At 63.1% G+C, this 24647-nt stretch carries 19 protein-coding genes; 13 read left to right on the forward strand and 6 right to left on the reverse strand.

Features of this window, described 5'->3' with window-relative positions:
* Window positions 1-36: 36 nt before the first annotated feature.
* The 4 genes from livG to CK620_RS05755 form a co-directional block, all read right to left on the reverse strand.
* Window positions 37-813 carry a high-affinity branched-chain amino acid ABC transporter ATP-binding protein LivG gene (gene livG / locus CK620_RS05740; protein WP_095549475.1) on the reverse strand — a complete coding sequence of 259 codons (777 nt, stop codon included), beginning with the start codon at window positions 811-813 and terminating at the stop codon, window positions 37-39.
* A gap of 35 nt (window positions 814-848) precedes the next feature.
* Entirely contained in the window at window positions 849-2081 is a 1233-nt protein-coding gene (locus CK620_RS05745) for a high-affinity branched-chain amino acid ABC transporter permease LivM (protein WP_095542483.1), read from the reverse strand.
* Window positions 2081-3001 carry a high-affinity branched-chain amino acid ABC transporter permease LivH gene (livH, locus tag CK620_RS05750; RefSeq protein WP_095542482.1) on the reverse strand — a complete coding sequence of 307 codons (921 nt, stop codon included), beginning with the start codon at window positions 2999-3001 and terminating at the stop codon, window positions 2081-2083. Before livH ends, CK620_RS05745 begins: the two co-directional genes overlap by 1 nt.
* A gap of 165 nt (window positions 3002-3166) precedes the next feature.
* Window positions 3167-4249, reverse strand: coding sequence for a high-affinity branched-chain amino acid ABC transporter substrate-binding protein (locus CK620_RS05755; RefSeq protein WP_095549614.1), 1083 nt, complete (start codon window positions 4247-4249; stop codon window positions 3167-3169).
* A 757-nt stretch (window positions 4250-5006) separates the two neighbouring features.
* Here CK620_RS05755 and CK620_RS05760 point away from each other — a divergent pair.
* Window positions 5007-6635 (forward strand): peptide chain release factor 3, encoded by a 1629-nt coding sequence (locus tag CK620_RS05760; RefSeq protein ID WP_095549615.1) that lies wholly within the window; start codon window positions 5007-5009, stop codon window positions 6633-6635.
* A gap of 45 nt (window positions 6636-6680) precedes the next feature.
* Here CK620_RS05760 and mutS read toward each other — a convergent pair whose 3' ends face one another.
* Window positions 6681-9392 carry a DNA mismatch repair protein MutS gene (gene mutS / locus CK620_RS05765; protein WP_095549616.1) on the reverse strand — a complete coding sequence of 904 codons (2712 nt, stop codon included), beginning with the start codon at window positions 9390-9392 and terminating at the stop codon, window positions 6681-6683.
* Between the two features lie 312 nt (window positions 9393-9704).
* Between mutS and CK620_RS05770 the strand changes: the two genes are divergently transcribed.
* From CK620_RS05770 to CK620_RS05790, 5 genes are all read left to right on the forward strand, one after another.
* Entirely contained in the window at window positions 9705-10475 is a 771-nt protein-coding gene (locus tag CK620_RS05770) for an ABC transporter ATP-binding protein (protein WP_095539709.1), read from the forward strand.
* Window position 10476: 1 nt separating this feature from the next.
* On the forward strand, window positions 10477-11247 hold the full coding sequence (locus CK620_RS05775; RefSeq protein WP_095542480.1) for an ABC transporter ATP-binding protein: 771 nt from the start codon (window positions 10477-10479) through the stop codon (window positions 11245-11247).
* 150 nt (window positions 11248-11397) lie between these two features.
* Window positions 11398-12591 carry an ABC transporter substrate-binding protein gene (locus CK620_RS05780; protein WP_095549617.1) on the forward strand — a complete coding sequence of 398 codons (1194 nt, stop codon included), beginning with the start codon at window positions 11398-11400 and terminating at the stop codon, window positions 12589-12591.
* Window positions 12592-12731: 140 nt separating this feature from the next.
* Window positions 12732-13619, forward strand: a complete 888-nt coding sequence (locus CK620_RS05785) for a branched-chain amino acid ABC transporter permease (protein ID WP_095549476.1) — start codon at window positions 12732-12734, stop codon at window positions 13617-13619.
* Between the two features lie 19 nt (window positions 13620-13638).
* A complete protein-coding gene (locus tag CK620_RS05790) occupies window positions 13639-14616 on the forward strand; it encodes a branched-chain amino acid ABC transporter permease (protein ID WP_095542479.1) in 978 nt (325 codons plus the stop codon).
* A gap of 413 nt (window positions 14617-15029) precedes the next feature.
* Here the strand turns inward: CK620_RS05790 and CK620_RS05795 are convergent, their stop codons facing one another.
* A complete protein-coding gene (locus tag CK620_RS05795; RefSeq protein WP_095549477.1) occupies window positions 15030-16115 on the reverse strand; it encodes an SDR family oxidoreductase in 1086 nt (361 codons plus the stop codon).
* Between the two features lie 284 nt (window positions 16116-16399).
* Between CK620_RS05795 and CK620_RS05800 the strand changes: the two genes are divergently transcribed.
* From CK620_RS05800 to queA, 7 genes are all read left to right on the forward strand, one after another.
* Window positions 16400-17200 (forward strand): IclR family transcriptional regulator, encoded by an 801-nt coding sequence (locus CK620_RS05800; protein ID WP_095549478.1) that lies wholly within the window; start codon window positions 16400-16402, stop codon window positions 17198-17200.
* Window positions 17197-18261 carry a cyclase family protein gene (locus CK620_RS05805; RefSeq protein ID WP_095549479.1) on the forward strand — a complete coding sequence of 355 codons (1065 nt, stop codon included), beginning with the start codon at window positions 17197-17199 and terminating at the stop codon, window positions 18259-18261. The genes CK620_RS05800 and CK620_RS05805 overlap by 4 nt, the downstream gene beginning before the upstream one ends.
* Window positions 18262-18356: 95 nt before the next feature.
* Window positions 18357-19544: an ABC transporter substrate-binding protein gene (locus tag CK620_RS05810; RefSeq protein ID WP_238946048.1), complete on the forward strand. Its 1188-nt coding sequence runs from the start codon at window positions 18357-18359 to the stop codon at window positions 19542-19544.
* Entirely contained in the window at window positions 19544-20686 is a 1143-nt protein-coding gene (locus CK620_RS05815; RefSeq protein WP_095549618.1) for a thiolase family protein, read from the forward strand. The genes CK620_RS05810 and CK620_RS05815 overlap by 1 nt, the downstream gene beginning before the upstream one ends.
* A gap of 6 nt (window positions 20687-20692) precedes the next feature.
* Window positions 20693-21085, forward strand: coding sequence for a Zn-ribbon domain-containing OB-fold protein (locus tag CK620_RS05820; RefSeq protein ID WP_095549481.1), 393 nt, complete (start codon window positions 20693-20695; stop codon window positions 21083-21085).
* Between the two features lie 9 nt (window positions 21086-21094).
* Window positions 21095-23257, forward strand: coding sequence for an acetate--CoA ligase family protein (locus CK620_RS05825; protein ID WP_095549619.1), 2163 nt, complete (start codon window positions 21095-21097; stop codon window positions 23255-23257).
* Window positions 23258-23484: 227 nt separating this feature from the next.
* On the forward strand, window positions 23485-24579 hold the full coding sequence (queA, locus tag CK620_RS05830; protein ID WP_095549482.1) for a tRNA preQ1(34) S-adenosylmethionine ribosyltransferase-isomerase QueA: 1095 nt from the start codon (window positions 23485-23487) through the stop codon (window positions 24577-24579).
* Window positions 24580-24647 lie beyond the last annotated feature (68 nt).

Below are 24647 nucleotides of genomic sequence, written 5' to 3' on the forward strand. Positions count from 1 at the left end.
TGGTGACGGTCATGGTTTCTTCGACGATCAGGCTCATCATTCTTCTCCCAGGTAGGCCTTGATGACGCGCGGATCGTTGCGCACGGCGTCGGGGGTGTCGGTGATGATGGGCTTGCCGTGTTCCATGACCAGAATGCGTTCGGAGACGTTCATCACCAGGCTCATGTCGTGCTCGATCAGCAGCACGGCGACGTTGAAGTCCTCGCGCAACTGGGCGATCAGGTGCTGCAGCTCGACTTTCTCCTGTGGATTCAGACCCGCAGCCGGTTCGTCAAGCATCAGCAGCCGGGGCTTGGTGATCATGCAGCGGGCGATTTCCAGGCGGCGCTGGTGGCCGTAGGCCAGATTGCCCGCCTCACGGTTGGCGTACTGGCGGATGCCCATGAAGTCCAGCCACCAGACGGCGCGCTCGAGCGCATCCTGCTCTGCCTTGCGGTAAGAGGGCAGCTTCAGCAGGCCCTTGAGCATGTTGCTCTCAACCTGGGTGTGCTGCGCCACCAGCAGGTTTTCCAGCGCGGTCAGCTCCTTGAACAGGCGCACGTTCTGAAAAGTGCGCACCAGGCCGTGGCGCGCCACCTTGTGGCTGGGCAGGCCGGCGATGTTCTGCCCGGCCATGTGGATTTGCCCGCTGGTGGGGCGGTAGAAGCCGCCGACGCAGTTGAACACCGTGGTCTTGCCCGCGCCGTTGGGGCCGATGATGGCGAAGATCTCGGTGGGGCCGACGTCGAAGGCCACGTTGTCCACGGCCAGCAAGCCGCCAAAACGCATGCTCAAGTCGCGCACGCTCAACAGCGGCGCCTGGCCGCCGGCCATGGCGGCCGGGGCGGAGTGGGAAAAGGTCTGTGCGTTCATTGCTGGATCTCCACGTGGGGGCGCTTGGTGGGCAGCAGCCCTTGCGGGCGCCACATCATCATCAGCACCATGACCAAGCCGAACAGCAGCATGCGGTACTCGGCAAATTCACGCGCCACCTCGGGCAGCACGGTCAGCACGATGGCCGCCAGGATCACGCCGATCTGCGAGCCCATGCCGCCCAGCACCACCACCGCCAGAATCAGCGCCGACTCGATGAAGGTGAAGGACTCGGGATTGACCAGGCCCTGGCGCGCGGCGAAGAAAGCGCCGCCGAAGCCGGCGAACATGGCCCCCAGCGTGAAGGCCGAGAGCTTGATGTTGGTCGGGTTCAGGCCCAGCGAGCGGCAAGCGATCTCATCCTCGCGCAGCGCCTCCCAGGCGCGGCCGATGGGCATGCGGATCAACCGGTTGGAGACGTACAGCGTGATCAACGCCAGCACCAGCGCCATCAGGTACAGGTAGATCACCATGTGCTGGTTGGAGAACGTCCAGCCCATCATCTGGTGAAAGGTCTGCGCGCCTTCCTCGCTGGCGCGGCGCGTCATCTCGTAGCCGAACACGGTGGGCTTGGGGATGCCGGAGATGCCGTCCGGGCCGCCGGTGTATTCGGTCAGGTTGATCAGCAGCAGGCGGATGATCTCGCCAAAGCCCAGCGTGACGATGGCCAGGTAATCGCCGCGCAGGCGCAGCACCGGAAAGCCCAGCAGGTAGCCAAACAGCGCCGCCGCTGCGCCCGACAGCGGCAGGGCTTGCCAGAACGACCAGCCGGCCCAGTGAAAGAGCAGGGCGTAGGTGTAGGCGCCCACGGCGTAAAAGCCCACGAAGCCCAGATCCAGCAGGCCGGCAAAGCCCACGACGATGTTCAGGCCCAGGCCGAGCATGACGTAGATCAGCACCAGCGTGGCGATGTCCACCTGGCTGCGCGTGCCGAAGAATGGCCAGGCAATGGCCAGCACGATCAGCAGCAAGCCCAAGACCTTCTGCCCGTTGCGCGGCATGGCCGGCAGGCTGGGCAGGCGTGCATAGCTGAAGATCTGCGCCAGCGAGGGCTTGAGCAGCTGCAGCACGAACACGATGGCGCAGCCCGCAGCCACCAGGCCCCACTGCGAATTCAGGTGTGTTTGGGAGCCCTGGCGCACCAGTTGCAGCCCGAAAATCGGGGTAATGATGATCGCCGTCATGGCGGCGGCGATGAAGGCATTTTTCAGAGCGTCGCGCATCAACATCAGACCTTCTCCACTTCAGGTTTGCCCAGCAGGCCGGTGGGGCGGAACAACAGGATCAGCACCAGCAGGCTGAAGGCCACGATGTCCTTGTATTGCGAGGAGATGTAGGCCGCGGCAAAGGTCTCGGCCAGGCCCAGGATCACGCCGCCGAGCATGGCGCCGGGGATGGAGCCAATGCCCCCCAGCACCGCAGCGGTGAAAGCCTTGATGCCGGCGATGAAGCCAATGAAGGGGTTGAGTTTGCCGATGGTGATGGCAATGAGCACGCCGCCCACGGCGGCCAGCACCGCCCCCAGCACGAAGGTGAAGGAGATCACGCGGTTGGTGTCGATGCCCAGCAGGCTGGCCATCTTCATGTCCTGCGAGCAGGCGCGCGAGGCGCGGCCCATGCGCGAGTTCTTGATGAACAGCGTCAGCGCCACCATCAGCGCCACGGTGATGCCGATGATGAGCATGCGCGAATAGGGCAGGGTGACGGTGAAGCCGCCCATGTCCAGTGTGGCTGCGCCGGAGATCAGCGTGGGCACGGCCTGGTCGCGCGCGCCCTGGCCCAGCGCGACCCAGTTCTGCAGAAAGATCGACATCCCGATGGCCGAGATCAGCGCCACCAGGCGCGGCCCGCCGCGCACCGGCCGGTAGGCAATGCGCTCGACGGCAAAGCCGTAGGCAGCGGTCACGACCATGGCCACCAGCAGCATGGCGGCAATGATGAGCGGCAGCGGCAGCCCGCTTTGCGTGCCAAAGGCTGTGAGCGTGACCAGCCCGACGTAGGCGCCGATCATGTAGATCTCGCCGTGTGCGAAGTTGATCATGCCGATGATCCCGTAGACCATCGTGTAACCGATGGCGATGAGGGCGTAGATGGCCCCCAATGACAGACCGTTGAAGATCTGCTGGATGATTTGTGCAAGTTCAGACATGTAGAAATGGCTCCTGACGAAGCCGGCGCTCAGCGTGTGGCTGGCGCCGGCTTCGGAATCCCTTCTTGGGAGGATGGCGCGCGCTGCGGCGGGTGGCGCCTGGCAGGCGCGCGGCGGGGCAATACTAAGGCCTGTTTACAGTTGTTTCTTGCTGCCGTCCTTGTCCTACTGGTAGACGGCAAACTCGAAATTCTTCAGATCGCCCTTGGCATCGAATTCAACCCTGCCGATCGAAGTCTCGAAGCTGCCGGCGTGCAGGTAATTGGCCACTTTCTCCGGGTCGTCGCCCACGGCCTTGATGGCGGTGGCCAGCAGCTCCACGGCGGCATAGGCTGGCATCTGGAAGGCGCCATCCGGATCGCGCTTGGCATCGCGGAAGGCCTTGACGATGTCGGCGTTTTCCGGGCGCTTGGTGAAGTCCGCCGGCAGCGTCACCAGCAGGCCTTCGATGGCCGGGCCGGCAATGGCCACCAGATCCTGGTTGGCCGTGCCCTCAGGGCCCATGAACTGCACCTGCAGGCCCTGCTCGCGCGCCTGGCGCAGCAGCAGGCCCAGCTCCGGGTGGTAACCGCCGAAATACACCAAATCCGGCGCCATGGTCTTGAGCTTGGTGATGATGGCCGAGTAATCGCTGTCGCCCACATTGATGCTCTCGAACAGGCTGATGTTGACGCCATGCTTTTGCAGCGCATCGCGCACCTGCGTGGCCACGCCTGCGCCGTAGGACTGCTTGTCATGCAGCACCACTACGCTTTTGGGCTTGAGCTTCTCTGCAATGTATTGCGCGGCAAACGGGCCTTGCTGGTCGTCGCGGCCAATGGTGCGGAAGAAGAAATGTGGTTTGATGGTATCGGTCACTGCCGGGTTGGTTGCGCCTGGCGTGATGGTGACGATCTGCTCTTCCTCATAGATCGGCACAGCCGGGATGGTGGTGCCTGAGCAGGCGTGCGCCACGGCGTAGCGCGCCCCGGAATTGACCACCTGGTTGGCCGCCGGCACGGCCTGCTTGGGCTCGCAGCCGTCGTCGATCAGGATGGGCTCGAGCTTGCGGCCCACCACGCCGCCGGCGGCGTTGATGGTTTCGATGGCCGTCAGGGCCCCGGCCTGAATCTGGTCGCCGTATTGCGTGTTGGGCCCGGTCATGGGCTGGGGAATGCCGATCTTGATCGTGTCCGCGGCCAGGGCCGCGCCGCCCAGGCAAAGTGCGGCCGCCGCAGCCAGGACGGGGGTGCGCCAGGAAAGCATCATGCTGAGAAGCTCCTTGTGAATGTCGATGTGTTGTGTGCAGGCGGCTGCACAGCTCAATGGCCGGGCCGCAAAGGCAGGCCAGAGACCTGCCATCAAAATGCCACGCTGGGTGGCAGCGCGGCTGGGGGGCGTATTGTGCTGTGCGTCATGGGGCTTGTCATGGGCAGGATTACCCTAAGAGCTTGATCAAGGCCTGGGGGCGGCGGGCAATCAAGCGGATTTGGGCGGTCTGCCGCGTTGCAAAGCCTCGCCGGGCCACCCGGCCCGCCTGCGTTTTGCGCCTTGCAGCCCATCCCAAACCACTTGTTGCCCGCTGCCCCCAGGCCTTGACCAAGCTCTGAGCTTGGTCGAAAGCTCTGCATGAACGGCGGAGTGATGGAAGCTGATGTGGGCGGTCTGCCGCGTTGCAAAGCCTCACCGGGCCGCCCGGCCCGCCTGCGTTTTGCGCCTTGCAGCCCATCCCAAATCGCTTGTTGCCCGCTGCACCCAGGCCTTGACCAAGCTCTGAGCTTGATCGAAAGCTCTGCATGAACGGCGGAGTGGTGGAAGCTGATGTGGGCGGTCTGCCGCGCCTGCAAAGCCTCGCCGGGCCGCTCGGCCCGCCTGCGTTTTGCGCTTTGCAGCCCGTCCCAAACCACTGCACTGACTCTTGTCAGCCCGGGCGCAGGGGCTGCGCGCAGGTTCTTAAAATAGCGCGCTTTTGTTTTGCCCTGGCGCCCGTTTGGGCGCACGGGCCTGCCTGCCCGAGCCTTCTGCCGTGACCTACGCCAAAGAAACCCGCCGCCGCCGCACCTTCGCCATCATCTCCCACCCGGACGCGGGTAAAACCACGCTGACCGAAAAGCTGCTGCTGTTCTCCGGCGCGATCCAGATCGCCGGGGCCGTCAAGGGCCGCAAAGCCAGCCGCCACGCCACGTCCGACTGGATGGAGATCGAAAAGCAGCGTGGCATCTCGGTGGCATCGAGCGTGATGCAGATGAGCTACCGCGAGCATGTCATCAACCTGCTGGACACGCCCGGCCACAAGGACTTCTCCGAGGACACCTACCGCGTGCTCACCGCCGTGGATTCGGCGCTGATGGTGATCGACGCGGCCAACGGCGTGGAGGCGCAAACGCGCCGCCTGATCGAAGTCTGCCGCCAGCGCGACACGCCCATCATCACCTTCGTCAACAAGATGGACCGCGAGGTGCGCGACCCGCTGGACATCCTTGATGAAGTGGAGCGCGAGCTGGGCATGCCCTGCTGCCCCATCACCTGGCCCGTGGGCCAGGGCAAGAGCTTTGGCGGCATCATCAACCTGCGCACGCAAAGCATGACGGTGTTCCAGGCCGGCACCGAAAAGCGCCCGCAGGACTTTGAAGTCATCCCCTTGGCTGAGGCCGACAAGCTGCGCGCGCGTTTTGGCAAAACCTTTGACGATGCGCTGGAGAGCATGGAGCTGGCCCAGGGCGCATCGGCCGAGTGGGATCACGAGGCGTTTCTGGCCGGCAAGCTCACGCCCGTGTTCTTCGGCTCGGGCGTGAACAACTTTGGCGTGATGGAAGTGCTGGACGCGGTGGTGGACATGTCGCCCCCGCCCGGCCCGCGCATCAGCCGCCTGATCGCCAAAAACGGCGAGGCGACCGAAACCACCATCCGCCCCGAGGACAAGGCCTTTTCTGGCGTGGTCTTCAAGGTGCAGGCCAACATGGACGCCAACCACCGCGACCGCATCGCCTTCGTGCGCGTGGCCAGCGGCCAATACAAGCCCGGCATGAAGATGAAGGTGCAGCGCACCGGCAAGGAGCTGCGCCCTACCAGCGTCGTCACCTTCATGAGCCAGCGCCGCGAGGCCGTGGAAGAAGCCTTTGCGGGCGACATCATCGGCTTTACTACCCACGGCGGCGTGCAGTTGGGCGACACCATCACCGACGGCGCGAATTTGCAATTCACCGGCCTGCCCTTCTTCGCGCCGGAAATGTTCGCCACCGTGGTGCTGAAAAACCCGCTGCGCACCAAACAATTGCAGCAAGGCCTGCTGCAATTGGGCGAGGAGGGTGCCATCCAGGTCTTCAAACCCGATGCGGGCGGCAACATGTTGCTGGGCGCGGTGGGGCAGTTGCAATTCGAAGTGGTGCAGCACCGCCTGAAAACCGAATACGACGCCGAAGTGCGGCTGGAGCCCAGCCAGTACACCAGCGCGCGCTGGATCACGGCCGAAACCCCCGAAGATTTGCGCCAGTTCGAGAACGCCTACCCGCTGCGCATGGCGCACGACGCCGCTGGCGCGCTGGCCTATATGTGCACCAGCCCCTACGACGTGCGCCTGGCGCAGGAGCGCTTCCCGAAAATCACCTTCCACCCGCTGCGCGAGCATGCCGGGCTGGAATTGCAGGCCGGTTGAGCATCGCTGCCTGCGAGTCTCCTGCACGACCTGCGCTGCGGCGCATCAGGAGGCCAGCAGCTCCTTGAGCGCATAGAGCTGCTCCAGCGCCTGGCGTGGCGTCAGGGCGTCCACGTCCAGCGCCTGCAGCTGGGCCAGGGCCTGGGCGGCGATGGCGTCCTGTGTGTGCTCGGCGTCGGCGCTGCCTGCCTCTGCGGCTTCGAGTGCCATGGGCGGCGGGCTGAACAAATCGGCCTGGGCCTGTTGCGGCTGCTGCTGGGCCTGCAGGCGCTCCAGCGTGGCGCGCGCCTGGTGCAGCAGGGCGGCGGGCATGCCCGCCAGCTTGGCCACGTGGATGCCATAGCTGCGGCTGGCCGGGCCGGGCTGCAGCTCGTGCAGGAACACGATGCGGCTGCCGCTTTCGGCGGCGGCCACATGCATGTTCACTGCATGTGGCAGCTGCGCAGGCAGCTCGGTGAGCTCGAAGTAGTGCGTGGCAAACAGCGTGAAGGCGCGCGTCTTGTCGTGCAGGTGGCTGGCGATGCTGCCGGCCAGCGCCAGGCCATCGTAGGTGGAGGTGCCGCGCCCGATCTCATCCATCAGCACCAGCGAATGCGCCGTGGCGCTGTGCAGGATTTGCGCCGCCTCGGTCATCTCCAGCATGAAGGTCGATTGCGCATTGGCCAGGTCGTCGGCCGCGCCGATGCGGGTGTGGATGGCGTCGATGGGGCCGATGCGGCAGCTTTGCGCCGGCACGTAACTGCCCATGCTGGCCAGCAGCACGATCAGCGCCACCTGGCGCATGTAAGTGGATTTACCGCCCATGTTCGGGCCGGTGATGATTTGCATGCGCGTGCGCCCGCCCATGCGCGTGTCGTTGGCGATGAAGGCCGCCTGCGAGGTTTCGGCCAGGCGCATCTCGACCACCGGGTGGCGGCCTTGTTCAATGTCGATGCAGGGCTCGATGGCAAATTGTGGCGCGCACCAGTTCAGCGTGACCGAGCGCTCGGCCAGCGCGCTGAGCGCATCGAGCTGCGCCAGCGCCGTGGCCACGCGCTGCAGCGCCGGCACGTGCGGTTGCAGCTGCGCCAGCAGTTGTTGGTAGAGCCATTTCTCGCGCGCCAGCGCGCGCTCCTGCGCCGAGAGGGCCTTGTCCTCGAAGGCCTTGAGCTCGGGCGTGATGAAGCGCTCGGTGTTCTTCAGCGTCTGGCGGCGCTTGTATTCGGTGGGCACCTTGTCCAGCTGGGCCTGCGTGACCTCGATGTAAAAGCCATGCACCTTGTTGTATTGCACGCGCAGGTTGGCGATGCCGGTGCGCTCGCGCTCGCGCGCCTCCAGCGCCAGCAAAAAGCCGTCGGCATTGTTCTGGATGTCGCGCAGCTCATCGAGCGTGGCATCGAAGCCGCGGGCGATGACATTGCCATCGCGCACCAGGGCGGCGGGCTCTTCCAACAGGGCCTGCTGCAGCAGGGCGATGACCCCACCCGGCGGCGCGAGGGCCTGCAGCACATCCTGCAGCGCCGCATGGCCACTCGCCTCGGCCAGCGCCTGTGCCTGGCGCAGCGTGTGTTTGAGGGCCACCAGCTCGCGCGGGCGCGCCTGCTCCAGCGCGATGCGCGCGCTGATGCGCTCGACATCGGCCACGCCCTGCAGCTGCTGGCGGTAGTGCTGCCACAGTGCTTGGGCGCCATCGTCCTGCCATTGGCGCAGCGCGTCGATGTGCGCCAGGCGCTGCATGGCTGCATCGCGCGCGCGCGGCGGGTTCAACAGCCAGGCCTTGAGCTGGCGGCTGCCCAGGCTGGTGATGCAGCTGTCCAGCAGCGACAGCAGCGTGGGCCCGGCCTCGCCGCGCAGGGTGTGCACCAGCTCCAGGTTGCGGCGCGTGGTGGCCGGCAGGTGGATCACGGCGTCGTCGCGCTCCACGCTGATGCGCTGCAGGTGCGGCACCTCGCGCCCCTGGGTGTGGGCGGCGTAGTGCAGCAGTGCGGCGCTGGCCGCGTGCGCCAGCGGCAAGGCCTCGGCGCTCCAGGCCTGCAGGCTGGCCGCCTGCAGCAGCTCTTTGAGTTTGTTGGCGCCCAGCGTGGCGTCGAACTGCCAGGCCGGCACGGTTTGCAGGGCGCAGCCGATGCCGGCCTGCTGGCGTTGGCGCAATTGCTCCTCCAGCGCGCTGCTGGCGCCAGCGCTGAGCAGCACCTCGGCCGCGCCGATGCGCTCCAGCCAGGCGTCGAGCGCTGCCGCCGGGCACTGCGCCAGGTGCACGATGCCTTGGGTCAGGCTCATCCAGGCCAGGCCATACTGGGCGCCGCCAGCCTGGCTGCGCGCACGCGCGCCACTGGCCTCGCTGATGGCCAGCAGCACGGCCTCATGCTTTTCGGGCAGCAGGGCGCTGTCGGTCAGTGTGCCGGGCGTGACCACGCGCACCACCTTGCGCTCGACCGGCCCTTTGCTGGCTGCCGGATCGCCAACCTGCTCGCAAATGGCCACCGATTCGCCCAGCTTGATCAGCCGCGCCAGATAGGTCTCGACCGAGTGGAATGGCACGCCGGCCATGGAGATGGGCTGCCCGGCGGACTGGCCGCGCTGGGTGAGCGTGATGTTCAGCAAGCGAGCGGCCTTGTGCGCGTCTTCATAGAACATCTCGTAAAAATCGCCCATGCGGTAGAACAGCAGCGTGTGCGGATGCTGGGCCTTGAGCGAGAGGTATTGCGCCATCATCGGCGTGTGGCCGGCCAGCTCGGGCTTGGCGTCGGCAGGGCAGGGGGCGGCGGTGTTCTTCATGGCAGCAGGCGCGGACAGGCTGTCGAGGGATCGGGCGCTGGATTGTAGAAGCGGCGGCCATGCCACGGGCCGCGGCTGCGTGCGCAAGGGCAGCGGCTTGCGGCGGCCCGGCATGGGCAGGCATCCAAGGGTTTTCCCATATATGTGCCGGCCTGAATGGCGCCCGATTGGCTGTATGCTTAAACGCTTTGACGATTTGTTCAACAATCTTGTTGGGCAAGGGGGTCTGCACGAGTTCGGCGCCTGGTGCGCGCTGGGGTTCATGCAGAACACCCCAAGAACTGCCATCGTTTCACAGGCGCGTTTTTGGCCATGAGTGACATCATTCTTGCAACGCAGAATCTGACCAAGGAGTTCAAGGGCTTCACCGCCGTGGACCAGGTCAACCTCCAGGTCCAGCGCGGTCATATCCATGCGCTGATCGGGCCCAATGGGGCCGGCAAGACCACCTGCTTCAACCTGCTGACGAAGTTTCTCGTGCCCACGCGCGGCACCATCACTTTCAACGGCATTGACATCACGGGCGAGAAGCCGGCGCAGATTGCGCGGCGCGGCGTGATCCGCTCGTTCCAGATCTCGGCAGTGTTCCCGCATCTGACGCTGCTGGAGAACGTGCGCATCGCGCTGCAGCGCCAGCTGGGCACGCAATACCATTTCTGGAAGAGCGAGCGCACGCTGGACCAGCTCAACGACCGCGCCCTGCAGCTGCTGGGCGAGGTGGGGCTGCGCGAGCTGGCCGATGAAATCACCGTCAACCTGCCGTACGGCCGCAAGCGCGCGCTGGAGATCGCCACCACGCTGGCCATGGAGCCTGAGCTGATGCTGCTGGACGAGCCTACGCAAGGCATGGGCCACGAAGACGTGGATCGCGTCACGGCGCTGATCAAGGAAGTCTCCAAGGGGCGCACCATCTTGATGGTCGAGCACAACATGAAGGTGGTTTCGACGATCGCCGACCGCATCTCGGTGCTGCAGCGTGGCGCGTTGCTGGCCGAGGGCAATTACGAGCAGGTCTCGCAAGATCCGCGCGTGATGGAGGCCTACATGGGCACGAGCGAAGGCCAACTGCAAGGAGCGCACTGACATGACGAGCACCAGCGCAAGCCAGGCGCCCCTGGCCCTGGAAATCAACAATCTGCACGGCTGGTACGGCGAATCGCACGTACTGCATGGCGTGAATCTGCAGGTGCGCCGTGGCGAGGTCGTTACCCTGCTGGGCCGCAACGGCGCGGGCCGCACCTCGATTCTGCGGGCCATCACCGGCCTGATCGGCAAGCGCAGCGGCTCCATCAAAGTCAACGGGGTGGAGACTGTGGGCATGGCCACGCACCGCATCGCGCACCTGGGCATTGGCTACTGCCCTGAGGAGCGGGGCATTTTCTCCAGTCTGACGACGGAGGAAAACCTGCTGCTGCCGCCCGTGCTGGGCGTGGGTTTCGTGCGTGCGCTGGGCGGCAGCGTGGGCAAAGGCCAGGAGGCGGGCATGAGCGTGGAAGAGATCTATGCCATGTTCCCCAACCTCAAGGAACGCCGCCACAGCCAAGGCACGCGCCTCTCCGGCGGCGAGCAACAGATGCTGGCCGTGGGACGCATCCTGCGCACGGGCGCCAATCTGTTGCTGCTCGATGAAATCTCCGAAGGCTTGGCACCGGTGATCGTGCAGGCGCTGGCGCGCATGATCAGTACCTTGCGCGCCAAGGGCTATACCGTGGTCATGGTGGAGCAGAACTTCCGTTTTGCCGCGCCGCTGGCCGATCGCTTCTACGTGATCGAGCATGGCGAGGTCATTGAGCACTTCGAGGCCGCGCAGCTGCAGGAGAAGATGGATTTGCTCAACGAGCTGTTGGGCGTGTGATGTCACTTCCCCAATCGCAGCAGGGCGCGATGTGCAAGCATCGCGCTGCGTATTCTTCATTTTGAAAATGGCCTGAGGTCTGTGGCGCCAGCCGTTTTTCATCCTTTGCCAATCTTTTACCCCCTCAAAGTGAACAAGGAGATCGTCATCATGAAAACCAAACTGACTGTGCTGGCCAGCCTGCTGGCCGCCGCGGGTGTAATGGGCACCGCCCAAGCACAGGACAAGGTCGTGATCGGCTTTGCGACCGACATGTCCAGCCTGTACTCGGACGTGGACGGCAAGAACGGCGCGCTGGCTGCGCAAATGGCCATCGATGATTTCGGCGGCAAGGTGCTGGGCAAGCCCATTGAGCTGGTCACGGCCGACCACCAGAACAAAGCCGACATCGCTGCGGCCAAGGTGCGCGAGTGGATCGACACGCAAAAGGCGTCGATGATCCTGGGCGGCACCAACTCCAGCGCGGGCCTGGCCGTCAACGCCATCACCAAGGAAAAGAACGTGCTGTATTTGGTCAATGGCGCAGGTTCGACGGCCTTCACCAATGAGCAGTGCGCGCCCTACACCATCCACTACGCCTACGACACCATGGCCCTGGCGCGTGGCACAGGCTCGGCCGTGGTGGCAGAGGGCGGCAAGAGCTGGTTCTTCCTGACGGCCGATTACGCCTTCGGCCACGCGCTGGAAAAAGACACGGCCGCCACCGTCAAGGCCGCTGGCGGCGAGGTCAAGGGCAATGTGCGTCATCCGCTCAATGCTTCGGATTTCTCTTCCTTCCTGCTGCAGGCGCAGACCTCTGGCGCCAAGGTGCTGGGCATGGCCAATGCCGGCGGCGACACCATCAACACCATCAAGGCTGCCAACGAGTTTGGCATCACTGGCTCGATGAAGCTCGCGGGCTTGCTGCTGTTCCTGACCGACATCCACAGCATGGGGCTGGAGTCCACCAAGGGCCTGCAGTTCACCACCAGCTGGTACTGGGATCAGGACGAGGCCTCGCGCGCTTGGGCGCAGAAGTTCTATGAAAAGGCCAAGCGCATGCCCACTTCCATCCATGCGGCCAACTACTCGGCTGTGATGAACTACCTCAAGGCCGTTGAGGAAGCAGGCACGCTGGAGACTGAAAAAGTCAACGCCGTGCTGCGCGGCAAGGAGCTGAGCGACTTCTACGCCAAGGGCACGATCCGCCCCGATGGCCGCTACGCGCACGACATGTACCTGGTCGAGGTGAAGAAGCCGGCCGAGTCCAAGCGCGAGTGGGATTACCTGAAGGTGGTCAAGACCCTGCCCGCCAGCGAGGTGTTCTTCAAGAAAGAAGAAACCAAGTGCGCGCTCTGGAAGTGACGCCGTAGCGCGGGGCGCCGGCTTGCCCGGCGCCCTGGCTCTTGTGGCGCGCTTGCGCGCGCCTTAGCCTGCTGATTGCCTCCGCGCACAGCAGGCCCCAGCGATTGTCTCGCGCCTGATCAACCCAGTGCATCTTTGCCATGGATACCATTTTCGGAGTACCGCTGCCCGCCCTGTTGAGCCAGCTTTTGCTGGGGCTGGTCAATGGTTCGTTCTACGCCATTCTCAGCCTTGGCCTGGCTGTGATCTTTGGCCTGCTCAACGTCATCAACTTTGCCCATGGCGCGCTGTTCATGATGGGCGCGGTCGTGGCCTGGATGGCCGCCAACTACCTGGGCATCAACTACTGGGTGATGCTGGTGGGCGCGCCCGTGGTGGTGGGGCTGTTTGGCATCGTGCTCGAACGCTTCTTTCTGCGCTGGATCTACAAGCTCGACCACATCTATGGCCTGTTGCTGACACTGGGGCTGACGCTGTTGATCGAGGGCGCGTTCCGTTCGGCCTATGGCGTCTCCGGCCTGAGCTACAGCACGCCTGATCTGCTCAAGGGCGGCGTGAATCTGGGCTTCATGTTCATGCCCAAGTACCGCGCTTGGGTGGTCGTGGCCTCGCTGGCGGTGTGCCTGTTCACCTGGTTCATGATCGAGAAGACGCGCCTGGGCTCGTACCTGCGCGCCGGCACCGAGAACCCCCGCCTGGTGGAGGCCTTCGGCATCAACGTGCCGCTGATGATCACGCTGACCTACGGCTTTGGCGTGGCGCTGGCGGCCTTTGCCGGCGTACTGGCTGCGCCGATCTACCAGGTCTCGCCATTGATGGGGCAGAACCTCATCATCACCGTCTTCGCCGTGGTGGTGATCGGTGGCATGGGCTCCATCATGGGCTCCATCGTCACCGGCCTGCTGTTGGGGGTGGTCGAGGGCCTGACCCGTGTGTTCTATCCAGAAGCCTCGTCCACGGTGGTGTTCGTCATCATGGCCATCGTGCTGCTGGTGCGCCCTGCCGGTTTGTTTGGCAAGGAACAATGACAAGGCGGGAATCAAGACTATGAACAAAACATTCGTTGCCGTCGGCTATGCGGCGCTGCTGCTGGCTCTGATCGCCGCGCCCCACATCGGCGCTTATCCGATCTTCATGATGAAGCTGTTTTGCTTCGCGCTGTTTGCCTGCTCCTTCAACCTGCTGTTCGGCTACACCGGCATGCTCTCGTTCGGCCACGCAGCTTTTCTGGGCGGTGCGGCCTACATCACCGGCCACTCGCTCAAAGTCTGGGGCGTGCCGCCCGAACTGGGCCTGCTGCTGGGTACGGCCTTTGGTGCGCTGTTGGGCCTGGTCATGGGCTATCTGGCCATCAAGCGCCAGGGCATTTACTTCACGATGATCACCCTGGCGCTGGCGCAGATGTTGTACTTCGTCTGGCTGCAGGCCAAGTTCACCGGCGGCGAAGATGGCCTGCAGGGCGTGCCGCGCGGCAAGCTGCTGGGCGTGCTTGACCTGAGCAGCGACCTGACCATGTACTACGTGACCCTGGCCATCGTGGCTGTGGCCTTCTTGTTCATCATGCGCATCGTGCATTCGCCCTTTGGCCACGTGCTGCACGGCATCAAGGAGAACGAGCCGCGCGCCATCTCCCTGGGCTATGACACCAACCGCTTCAAGCTGCTGGTGTTCGTGCTCTCGGCCGCGCTCTCGGGCCTGGCCGGCGCGCTCAAGACCCTGGTGCTGGGCTTTGCCACGCTGACCGACGTGCATTGGGCCATGTCCGGCCATGCCGTGCTGATGACGCTGGTGGGCGGCATGGGCACCATGCTCGGCCCCTTGGTGGGCGCGGTGGTGGTCGTGGCCATCGAGAACAAGGTGGGCGAATGGGGTGAGTGGATCGCCTCGCTCACCCAGATCGAATGGTTCCGCTCGCTGGGCGAATCGGTGACCATCGTCACAGGCCTGATCTTCGTCGTCTGCGTGCTGCTGTTCCGCCGCGGCATCGTGGGCGAAGCCATTGCGCTGTTGCAGCGCAAGCGCTGAAGCATCCTGCGCCCAATCCCAACGCCCCCGCCGCCTGCATTGGCTGCGGGGGTTTTTCATAGATGGGCGCATTGCACGTGCCGTGCGCGATGACCGGATGGCACTCCTACAATCGGCGGCTTTGCCATTGCATTGCCCAAGCAAGGCGCTGTCTGCCGCACTCGCAGTTCTCGATTGCGTATGGCGTTTTTGATAGTGACACCTATTGCACCTTGATAGGAGCATTCCTTTTCGCTCAAGCAGTACACAGCAGCACTTTGTAGTGTGGGAGGCACCGCACCGTCACGCTATGCCGCATACGTGCTCGGCGTTGTAGGTGCGCGTTTGCCGCGGCTTGAAACTTCGATGCGGCTACGCTGATTGCCGGTACATCCGTGTCGATGGGGTAGCGTTTGGCCATGTCGAGCTGTGTGCTACAGCGCCCACGACAGTTGTCTGAAGCGGTTTATCCACTTGACCAGCATGACCTCTGTGTCGATGCAGTCGGCGAATCCTGCCTGCCTGATCTTGATGGTGCTGGCGATGGACGCTGGTAGCGGAGCCTGCTTACCATGGTTGAGCTGGAAGTCTGCATAGGCGAAACCCTGGCCGACAAAGTCAGCCAGCCGCGCCGGTGCCTTTAAGCCATGCCGGTGCACGATTTGTTGCCACAGATCCTCCTTGGCAGGCAGGGTTTGCTCCAGTGAACAGGGGCGGTGCTCGCCCGGCTCCATGTCGAATGCGCGTGCGATCGTGGGCCAGACGTTGTGCCAGACAAACTCATCGCCGTTGGTCAGGTTGAAGATTTGTTCATGGCTACTTTGTGAAGTGGCGGCCCAGGCGCAAGCGCGACCGATCAGGTCCGAATCAGTGGCCTGGTAGATGCGTGGCGGCCCGCCGGGGAAATGCAGCGGCTCGCCGGAAGCTTTGAGCAGGGCTGCATATACGGCCAATGCAGGAACGATGTTCATGTTGCTGGCCCATGCATCGCCGAAAACTATTCTCGGGCGCAGCACTGTCCAGTGCCAGCGGCGTCGCGGTTGTCTCTCGCGCAGGTAGTCCTCCTGTAGCCAGTAAAAGTTAGCGTGGGGATGGCGTGGCCAGGATTCCTTAGCAGGCACAGGCACCTGCGGGTTGATGTGCACGCCATAGGCCTTGCCTCCCTGGAACACGGTGATATGTTGCAGTTCGTGCTCGCCGACCTCCAGCGCTTCGACTACGTGGCGAAGCATGGCGAGATTGATCTGCATTTGCTCTGGATCGCTCCAGCTTGCGATCAGCCCAGGCTTTTCGTGCACAGCGGCAAATACCAGATGCGTGATGCCTTTGCACTGTGCTAGTTGGCGCTGGGTGGCCTCGGCGTCGCGCAGGTCGATGGCCACATGCTCCGCATCCCCGACATCGAACGGCTTTCTCCGGCTGGCGCCTATGCATTGCCAGTCTGGAAGGGTGCTGAAATGCCGCAGTACCGACTGGCCAACTACACCGGAGGCGCCTACCACTAAGACTTTTTTTGCCATGACTGCTCCTTGATTTGCTTTCGTTGCCAACTTCACAAGAAGATGAGGGAGCCCGTTCTAGTCCTTCCTTGAGCAAGAGTCACGCTGCAGTGCATAAAAGTTTTGTCTTCTGAAAAACTGCGTCAGGGCCGAGGCTGTGGGAGGCTTCAGGTCGGCTGCATAGCGAGGAGGAGAGGAGCGGCAGTTTTGGAATACAAAACTATGCTGCATTGCGCAATGACAGAGTCTAGACGGCGCAGAAAAATCGATGCCAGTGAAATCCTGTTGATTTAAGGAGCCTGCTGTTGCCTGCCATCAATACGTCTGTGCAAAAAGCTTGCCGCCTGCTCAAAGCGCTGTCGGATGAGCGTAATGCGCGCCTGGTGGATTTGGCCCAGGCCACCGGCATCGACAAGGCGTCAGCGTTGCGCCTATTGGAAACCTTGGTGGCTGAAGGGATGGTTCAGCGCGATGCGCGCAGCAAACGGTTTAGCTTAGGGCGAGAGTGGCTGGTGGCGCGTGCTGCCGCTGCCCAACGGATGGATGCGCGGCACTTGGCGCGACCTGCACTGATCCGCTTGGCGCACCGTTTCGAAGATTCGGTCATTTTCTCTGAGCTCAGCGGCTGGGAGTCGGTATGCACCGAGTTGCGTTTTGGCACGTTCCCGATCCGGGCCAACTATTTGAGCATCGGTAGCCGGCGTCCGTTGGGCGTGGGTGCGGGTAGCTTGGCGTTATTGGCGGCACTGCCCGATGCCGAGGTTGAGGCGGTGATGCTGAGCATCGCTCCGCGCTTGCAGCGCTATCCACGCATCAGTGTGGATTTTCTCTGCCAGCAGGTCGAATGCACGCGCAGAAGAGGCTATGCGTTGCTGCTGGATGTGGTGGTGGAGCACATGGGCGGCATTGCGATCGCTGTGCCTGACGCCAATGGTGACTTGCTAGGCGCCATCAGCATTGCCGCTTTGAGCGAGCGCCTGATCGAGCGTCGAGATGCCATCGTGGTCGAGTTGCGGAAAGAGGCCGCCATGATCACGCAGCGGTGGCACGAACAGTCCGAACTATCTCGCCGACCCTTTGACTTACCTCACGCTGTCTTGCCATGAAACGCTGGATTCAACGACCACCAGGCTCCAACTGGGGCGATTTTGGCCCTGATGATCAATTGGGACGAGTCAATCTGATTGGCCCCGAGCAGGTGCGCAAGGGGGCGCAAGAGATCCAGGCAGGGCTCAGTTTCTGTCTGTCGATGCCACTGGATTTCCCCGGAGGTAGTGTGCTCAACCCGCGCCGGCATCCGCCGCAAAAAGGGCCGACCTACCGGGGCGAGACGCCGTACTTCAATCACCTGCTGCGGGACGATCTGGATGCGGCTGCTATTGATGGCATCAGCGACGATCAGGTGCTGCTGTCAATGCAGTACTCGACGCAGTGGGACTCATTGGCTCATGTGGGCGCGCTGTTCGATGCCGATGGGGATGGTGTGGAGGAGCTGGTGTACTACAACGGCTACCGAGCCGGCGAGCACATCATCGGCCCCGAAATGTCTTGTGCAAACTCTGCCAGCGACCGCGCCTGCGCAGCACATGGGCAGCTCAGTCATGCTGGCGCGCTGGGGGTGGACGCCATGGCCGTCAAGGGCATGCAAGGGCGGGGTGTGCTGCTCGATTTGGTGCGCGTGTTCGGCATGGAGTTGCGTCACGTTGGCTACGACGACCTGATGTATGCCATTGAGAGCACAGGTGTTGAGATAGAAGCTGGCGATATGTTGGTATTGCGCACCGGTTATGCAGAGCTGTTACTGCAAATGGAGCGACAGCCGGACGTGACGGAACTGCACCGCCATTGTGCAGCGCTCAATGGTCGTGACGAGCGATTGCTGCAATGGATCACTGATTCACAGGTCGCCGCCATTGCAGCTGACAACTACGCTGTTGAGCGAACGCCTGCCCTGCCCCCGCCAGTGGGGCAGGTCAAGTACCCGCTGTTCCCGTTGCACCAGCACTGCCTTTTCAAATTGGGCCTGCCGCTGGCCGAGCTGTGGTACCTGCGTGATCTGGCTGACTGGTTGTATGCACACCAGCGCTATCGTTTTTTTCTTACGGCGCCGCCGTTGCGCCTGCCGGGGGCGGTCGGCTCACCTGTCACCCCCATTGCCACAGTGTAGGAGTCTGATCGCGAGCCATTCTTTTTTCCACTACCAACAGGAGACAAAGTATGCAGAAACAAACATTTTCTCCGCGCGCCTGGCTGGCCAGCCTGATGGCCGTCTCGGCATTGGCTGGACATGCCTTTGCTTTGGCGCAGGTTTCTGACGATGCCGTACGACTGGGAATGCTGATGGACTTGAGCGGCCCGTACGCCGATATCACGGGGCGGGGCAGCGTGATGGCCGCGCAGATGGCCATTGAAGATTTCGGCGGCGAGGTGCTGGGAAAGAAGATTGAGCTGTTGTCCGTGGATCACCAGAACAAGGCGGACATTGCTGCCAGCAAGGCGCGTGAATGGTTCGACAAGAATCGGCTCGACGCCATCGTCGATGTCACCGGATCCGCGCCGGCGATTGCAGTGCTGGAAGTTGCCCGACAGAAAAACCGTATCACGCTGTTTTCCGGCCCTGGTACGGAGCGTCTGACCAATGATTTGTGTGCCTCCACGCTGGTGCACTACGTCTACGATACCTATGCCCTGGCCAACTCCACCGCACAGGCACTGACGCAGCGCGGAGGTAAGAAGTGGTACTTTCTTACAGCCGACTACACCTTCGGCCATAGCCTGGAGACCTCCGCTTCGAAGGTGGTCAGAGCCAACGGCGGGGAGGTGTTGGGTGCGGCGCGCCATCCAATCTCCACCAGCGACTTTGCTGCCTATCTGCTGCAGGCGAAGGCCAGCGGCGCCGACGTGGTGGGCTTGGCCAATGCTGGCACCGACACTGTCAATGCCATTAAGTCGGCCGCCGAGTTTGGCCTGACGCAGGATGGCCGCACCACCATGGCGGGGCTGCTGCTCTACATCAACGACGTGCACGCGTTAGGCCTGCCAGCGGCGCAGGGCCTGGTGCTGACCGAAGCGTTCTACTGGGATATGAACGAGGCCACGCGGCAATGGTCCCGGCGCTACTTTGCACGAGTCAAGAGCATGCCCAACATGAGTCAGGCGGGCGTTTATTCCTCGGTGATGCACTACCTCAAGGCCATCAAGGCAGCAGGTACTGACGATACCGAGGCAGTAATGCGACAGATGAAGGCTACGCCCATTGATGACTTTTTTGCTACCGGTGGCCATATCCGCGAAGACGGTCGCATGGTGCATGACATGTACCTGTTCGAGGTCAAGAAGCCAGAGGAGTCCAAGGAGCCATGGGACTACTACAAGCTGTTGGCGACGATCCCGGGCCAGCAGGCCTTCATGCCGCTGGCGGAGTCTCAGTGCCCGTTGGTTCAGAAATGATGGCTGGAGAGGTGTTCATCCGCGGGGTTGGTCACACTGCATTCGGTCGATTGCTTGGCAGTAACCCTCTGACGCTAATGGGTGAGGCAGCTGCGCAAGCCCTTGACAACGCTGGGTTGGAGGGGGCGGCCATTGATGGCGTGCTCAGTGGTTACGCAACTACTCTGCCACACCTGATGTTGGCCAATCGATTTTGCGAGTTTATGGGCTTGCAACCGCAGTATGCCCATGGTTTGGCTTCGGGAGGGGCCACTGGTGGCGTGATGGTGATGCTGGCGACGCAATTGGTGAGCTTGGGGCGCTGCCGCAATGTGCTGGTCGTGGCCGGTGAGAATCGCTTGAGCGGCCAGCAGCGTGACCAAGCCATGCAGACTTTGGCACAGGTCGGTGACCCTGCTGTCGAAGTGCCCAATGGGGCCTCGGTGCCAGCCTACTATGCACTGTTAGCCTCGCGCTACATGCACGAGTCGGGGGTGAACTCCACTGATCTAGCGCGTTTTGCCGTGTTGATGCGCAGCCATGCGCAATTGCACCCCCAGGCACATTTGCGCGAGCCGCTTGATCTGCAGCAGGCACAGCAGGCGCGCGTTATTGCTACGCCGTTGCGTCTGTCCGATTGCTGCCCTATTTCCGATGGCGGCGTGGCTGTGGTTGTTTCGGCTGAGCCAGGTACCGGTACTCCAGTACGCATTTCCGGAGCAGGCCAGGCGCACCGCCACCAGCACCTTTGCGCTATCGATGATGTGTTCGACACAGGGGCAGCGCGCAGTGCGCAGGCAGCGCTGGCGCAGGCCGGCTATGGCATTGATGACATAGATTACCTGGCGATCTATGACTCCTTCACCATCACCTTGGTGATGCTGCTTGAGGAGCTGGGTGTGGCGCCGCCTGGGCAGGCTGTGCGCCGCTTGCTGGCGGGCGATTTCGATACCGATGGAGCCTGCCCGCTCAACACCCATGGGGGGCTACTGTCGTTTGGTCATTCCGGCGTGGCTGGTGGTCTGATGCATTTGGTCGAGGCCTATCAACAGCTGGCGCGACGGGCCGGCAGTCGTCAGATTGCAGGACGTCGGCGAGCGCTGTTTCATGCCGATGGCGGGGTGTTGTCTGCCCATGTCAGTCTGATCCTTGATGCGAGCTAAGTCCCCATGACCCACTCCCGTTTCCAACAAGGGCTGGCGGCGCGGCAAGTGCTGTTGCAGGTATGCCGAGAATGTGGCCAGCACCACGCACTGGAGCGTTTTAGCTGTCCTGACTGCCACAGTCGTGCGCTGGAGTGGCGTGCGGCTTCAGGGCGTGCTTGGGTGCATGCCGTCACAGAGATCCATCGAGCGCCGGCACAGAGCTTCAAGGCCTTGGTGCCCTACACCATCGTTTTGGCTCGTCTTGAAGAAGGCCCGCTCGTGATGGGCCATGCCGATACTGGCTTGGTGATCGGTGAGCCAGTGCATGCGTCATTCAGGTCTCACGAGGAAGGCGTGCTGCTGTATTTCGTTCGTCAATGTGCACAGCGAAATAGCCTACTTTCAAATCCTTTCTGATTGGTATTTATGAATCATTCCCTGTCTGCGTTTCTAGCTCCTCGTTCCGTGGCGGTGGTAGGAGCCTCCGACAATATCCACAAGATCGGAGGCCGCCCCATTCACTACATGCGTGAGCACGGCTTTGCCGGCTCAATCTTGCCCATCAACCCTAGCCGGGATGTGGTGCAGGGTCTGCCATGCCATGCGCGTTTGCGCGATGTGCCCGAACCGCCGGATCTAGCGATCGTGGTGGTCGCTGGCGATGCCGCGCAGGAGGCTATAGAGGACTGTGCGGCACTGGGCGTGCCGGCTGCCATCGTGATTGCCTCTGGCTACGGGGAGGCTGGACCGGATGGGCATGCGGCACAGGCGCGGCTGATGGCCGCGGCACAGGCGGGCGGTGTGCGCATCGTCGGCCCGAACAGTCAGGGCCTAGCCAATTTTGGAACGGGCGCGATCTCCAGCTTTTCCACGATGTTTATTGAAGCGCCACCGAAAGACGGGCCGGTGGCGATTGTCAGTCAGAGTGGAGGCGTGAGCGCCATGGTCTATGGGATGCTGCGGCGTCAGGGTATCGGTGTGCGCCATATGCATGCAACCGGCAACGAGGCCGATGTGACCGTCAGCGAATTGGCGATCGAAGTTCTGCAGGACCCCACAGTCCAACTACTGCTGCTCTATATGGAAAGCCTGAAGGATCCGGAGCACTTGGCCGAGGCAGCGCGGCTGGCGCGCGCGCGCGGTGTGCCCATCGTGGCGGTCAAAGCTGGCCACTCCGCTGCAGGGCAGAAGGCCGCCGCCTCTCACACGGGGGCGTTGGCCAGCGAGGATCGGGCGGTTTCGGCTTTTCTGCGTAAGCATGGCATCTGGCGCGTCGAAGATGCGCATGCGCTGGCAGCTTGTGCATCCGTCTATTTGCATGGATGGCAGCCGCAGGGTCGGCGCGTGGCAGTGCTCAGCAACTCAGGTGCCAGCTGTGTGATGGCAGCGGACCATGCCGAAACTCTGGGTCTGGAGCTGCCCGTGCTGCAGCCGGACACGCAGGCCTGGCTGCGCCAGAGTCTGCCGAGTTTCGCTGCCACCACCAATCCGGTCGATGTGACGGCGGCGTTGCTGACCAACAGCGGCCTGTTTGGTCAGGCCCTGCCTGCTCTGGCCCGTGACCCCCAAGTGGACATGCTGCTGCTGGACATCCCTGTCACTGGCATGGGGTATGACGTTGACCGCTTCGCTGATGACAGTTTGCGCTTCATGCAGGAGCTCGATAAACCGATTGTCGTATCAGTCTGGCAAGAAGAGGCCATGCAGGCCTTTCAGCGTCGTGGTGTGCCGACTGCCGGCCATACCGGTGCGGCCCTGGCGGCTTTGGCTCAGCTGGCTAGTCACCACGAGCTGATGCGAAGCAGCCAGCAAAACCCCGATTGGCAGGCTCCGCCGAGCCAGCTGGTTGCAGCAGCCCCCTCTCATACACTCAGCGAAGCTACTAGCCTGATGCTGCTCGGTGGCGCTGGGGCTGGGGTTGCCGATTTGTCGCCAGCGATGTTGCAGTCTGCCGGCTCCCTGGGCTGCGCAGGGCTGCCGATCGTCGAACACCGTCTTTGCCAAAGCGCTGACGAGGCTGTGCAGGCTTGGCGTGACATGGGCGCATCTGTGGCGGTCAAGGCCAGCTCTCCGGCCGTGCCGCACAAGAGTGAGCATGGCCTGGTGGCGCTCGATTGCAACAGCGAGGCCGCTGTGCGGGCCGCGTTTGAAGCACAAACTCAGACCCTGATTCGTTTGGGAGCCCCGTGTGAAGGAGTGCTGGTGGCCCGCATGGTCAAGGGTCAGCGTGAAATGATGCTGGGCGCGCACTGGGATCCGGTGTTTGGTGCGACTGTGCTGATCGGTGACGGTGGCAAGTATGTTGAAAGTCTGCGGGACACTCAGCTGCTGATCGCACCGTGCAGTATGGATGAAGTGCTGTACGCCATCTCGCGCTTGCGTATCGCGTCGGTGCTGCAAGGGGTGCGTGGCGAATCACCGATCGACTTGCAGGCATTGGCGCACAGCGCAGTGGCGCTGGGGCAGTGGGTGACTGAGGCCCATGGCCGCATCCAATCCGTGGATCTGAATCCAGTCATGGCCAGTGCCAATGGCGTTACGGTTGTGGACGCCTTGGTCGTCGTACAGGCCGCTGGGGCAGGAAGCTGACACGGATTGCCTCATCACGCGATTGGCTGATCTCAGCTTCTTCGACCAAAGCATCGGCGATATAGCGGCAAACAGGCAAGGTGTTTGGGCATTGTTGAGATTCAGGTAACGGCGGGTCTTGGCTTTTCCTGTCAAGTAAAGCAGTCGAAGGCTGTAGAGATGCATGGCGCTGCTGCACGTGCATCGCATCCATAAAATTGGTGCCTTCCTGAACTTCAGACTTCCCCATGCCTGCTGCCTCCGGCCATCATAGTCTCAGCGATTTCGACTACGCGCTGCCCGAGCAGCTCATCGCCCACCACCCCGCAGCGCAGCGCAGCGCAGCGCGTTTGCTCGATGGGCGCAGTTGGCCGCCGGTCGATCGCGTGTTCCACCAATTGCCCAGCCTGCTGCGGGCTGGCGACCTGCTGGTGTTCAACGACACCAAGGTCGTCAAAGCGCGGCTGTTCGGCCACAAGGCCAGCGGTGGTCGGCTGGAAATTCTCGTCGAGCGCGTGCTGCACGGCGACGAAGTGGCCGTGCACTTGCGCGTGAGCAAAAAGCCTGCCGTCGGCGCGTTGCTGCACTTTGCCGGCGGCCGCGAGCAAGGCGGCTTCGATGCCCAGCTGCTGGGCCGCTACCCAGACGAGCAGGGGCCGCTGTTTCGCCTGCGCCTCTTGGCGCCGCCCGGCCAGAGCGCCTGGGATTTGATGGAACGGTTGGGCCATTTGCCGCTGCCGCCCTACATCGAGCGCCAGCAGGCCCAGGGCGACGACCCGCATGCCGCGCAGGACGCGCAGCGCTATCAAACCGTGTTTGCGCGCGCGCCTGGCGCCGTGGCCGCGCCCACGGCTGCCCTGCATTTTGATGAGGCCACGTTGGCGGCGCTGCAGGCTGCCGGCATCGAGCGTACGGCCATCACGCTGCACGTTGGGGCGGGCACCTTCCAGCCCGTCAAGACCGAAGACCTGGACGCGCACCGCATGCACAGCGAGCGCTACCACATACCGCCTGAGACCTTGGCTGCCATGGCTGCCTGCCGCGCCCGCGGAGGGCGCATCGTGGCCGTGGGCACGACCTCGGTGCGCGCGCTGGAGAGCTGGGCGCAGACCGGCCAAACCGAGGGCGAGACGCAAATCTTCATCCGCCCAGGCTTTGCATTCCAGGTCGTCGATCTGCTGCTGACCAACTTCCACCTGCCCAAGAGCACGCTGATGATGCTGGTCAGCGCCTTTGCCGGTTATGAACACGTGCGTGCGCTCTACCAGCACGCCATCGCCCAGCAATACCGCTTTTTCAGCTATGGCGACAGCATGTTGCTGGCGCGCGCTGCTGCAGGTTGAAGTGCCTGCCCAGGTGCTCCGGGCCATTGCCACGTGGAATACGGCATGTGTGTTGCGCGCAACGCGGA

Source organism: Vandammella animalimorsus, assembly GCF_002285285.1.
GTDB lineage: Bacteria > Pseudomonadota > Gammaproteobacteria > Burkholderiales > Burkholderiaceae_C > Lampropedia > Lampropedia animalimorsus.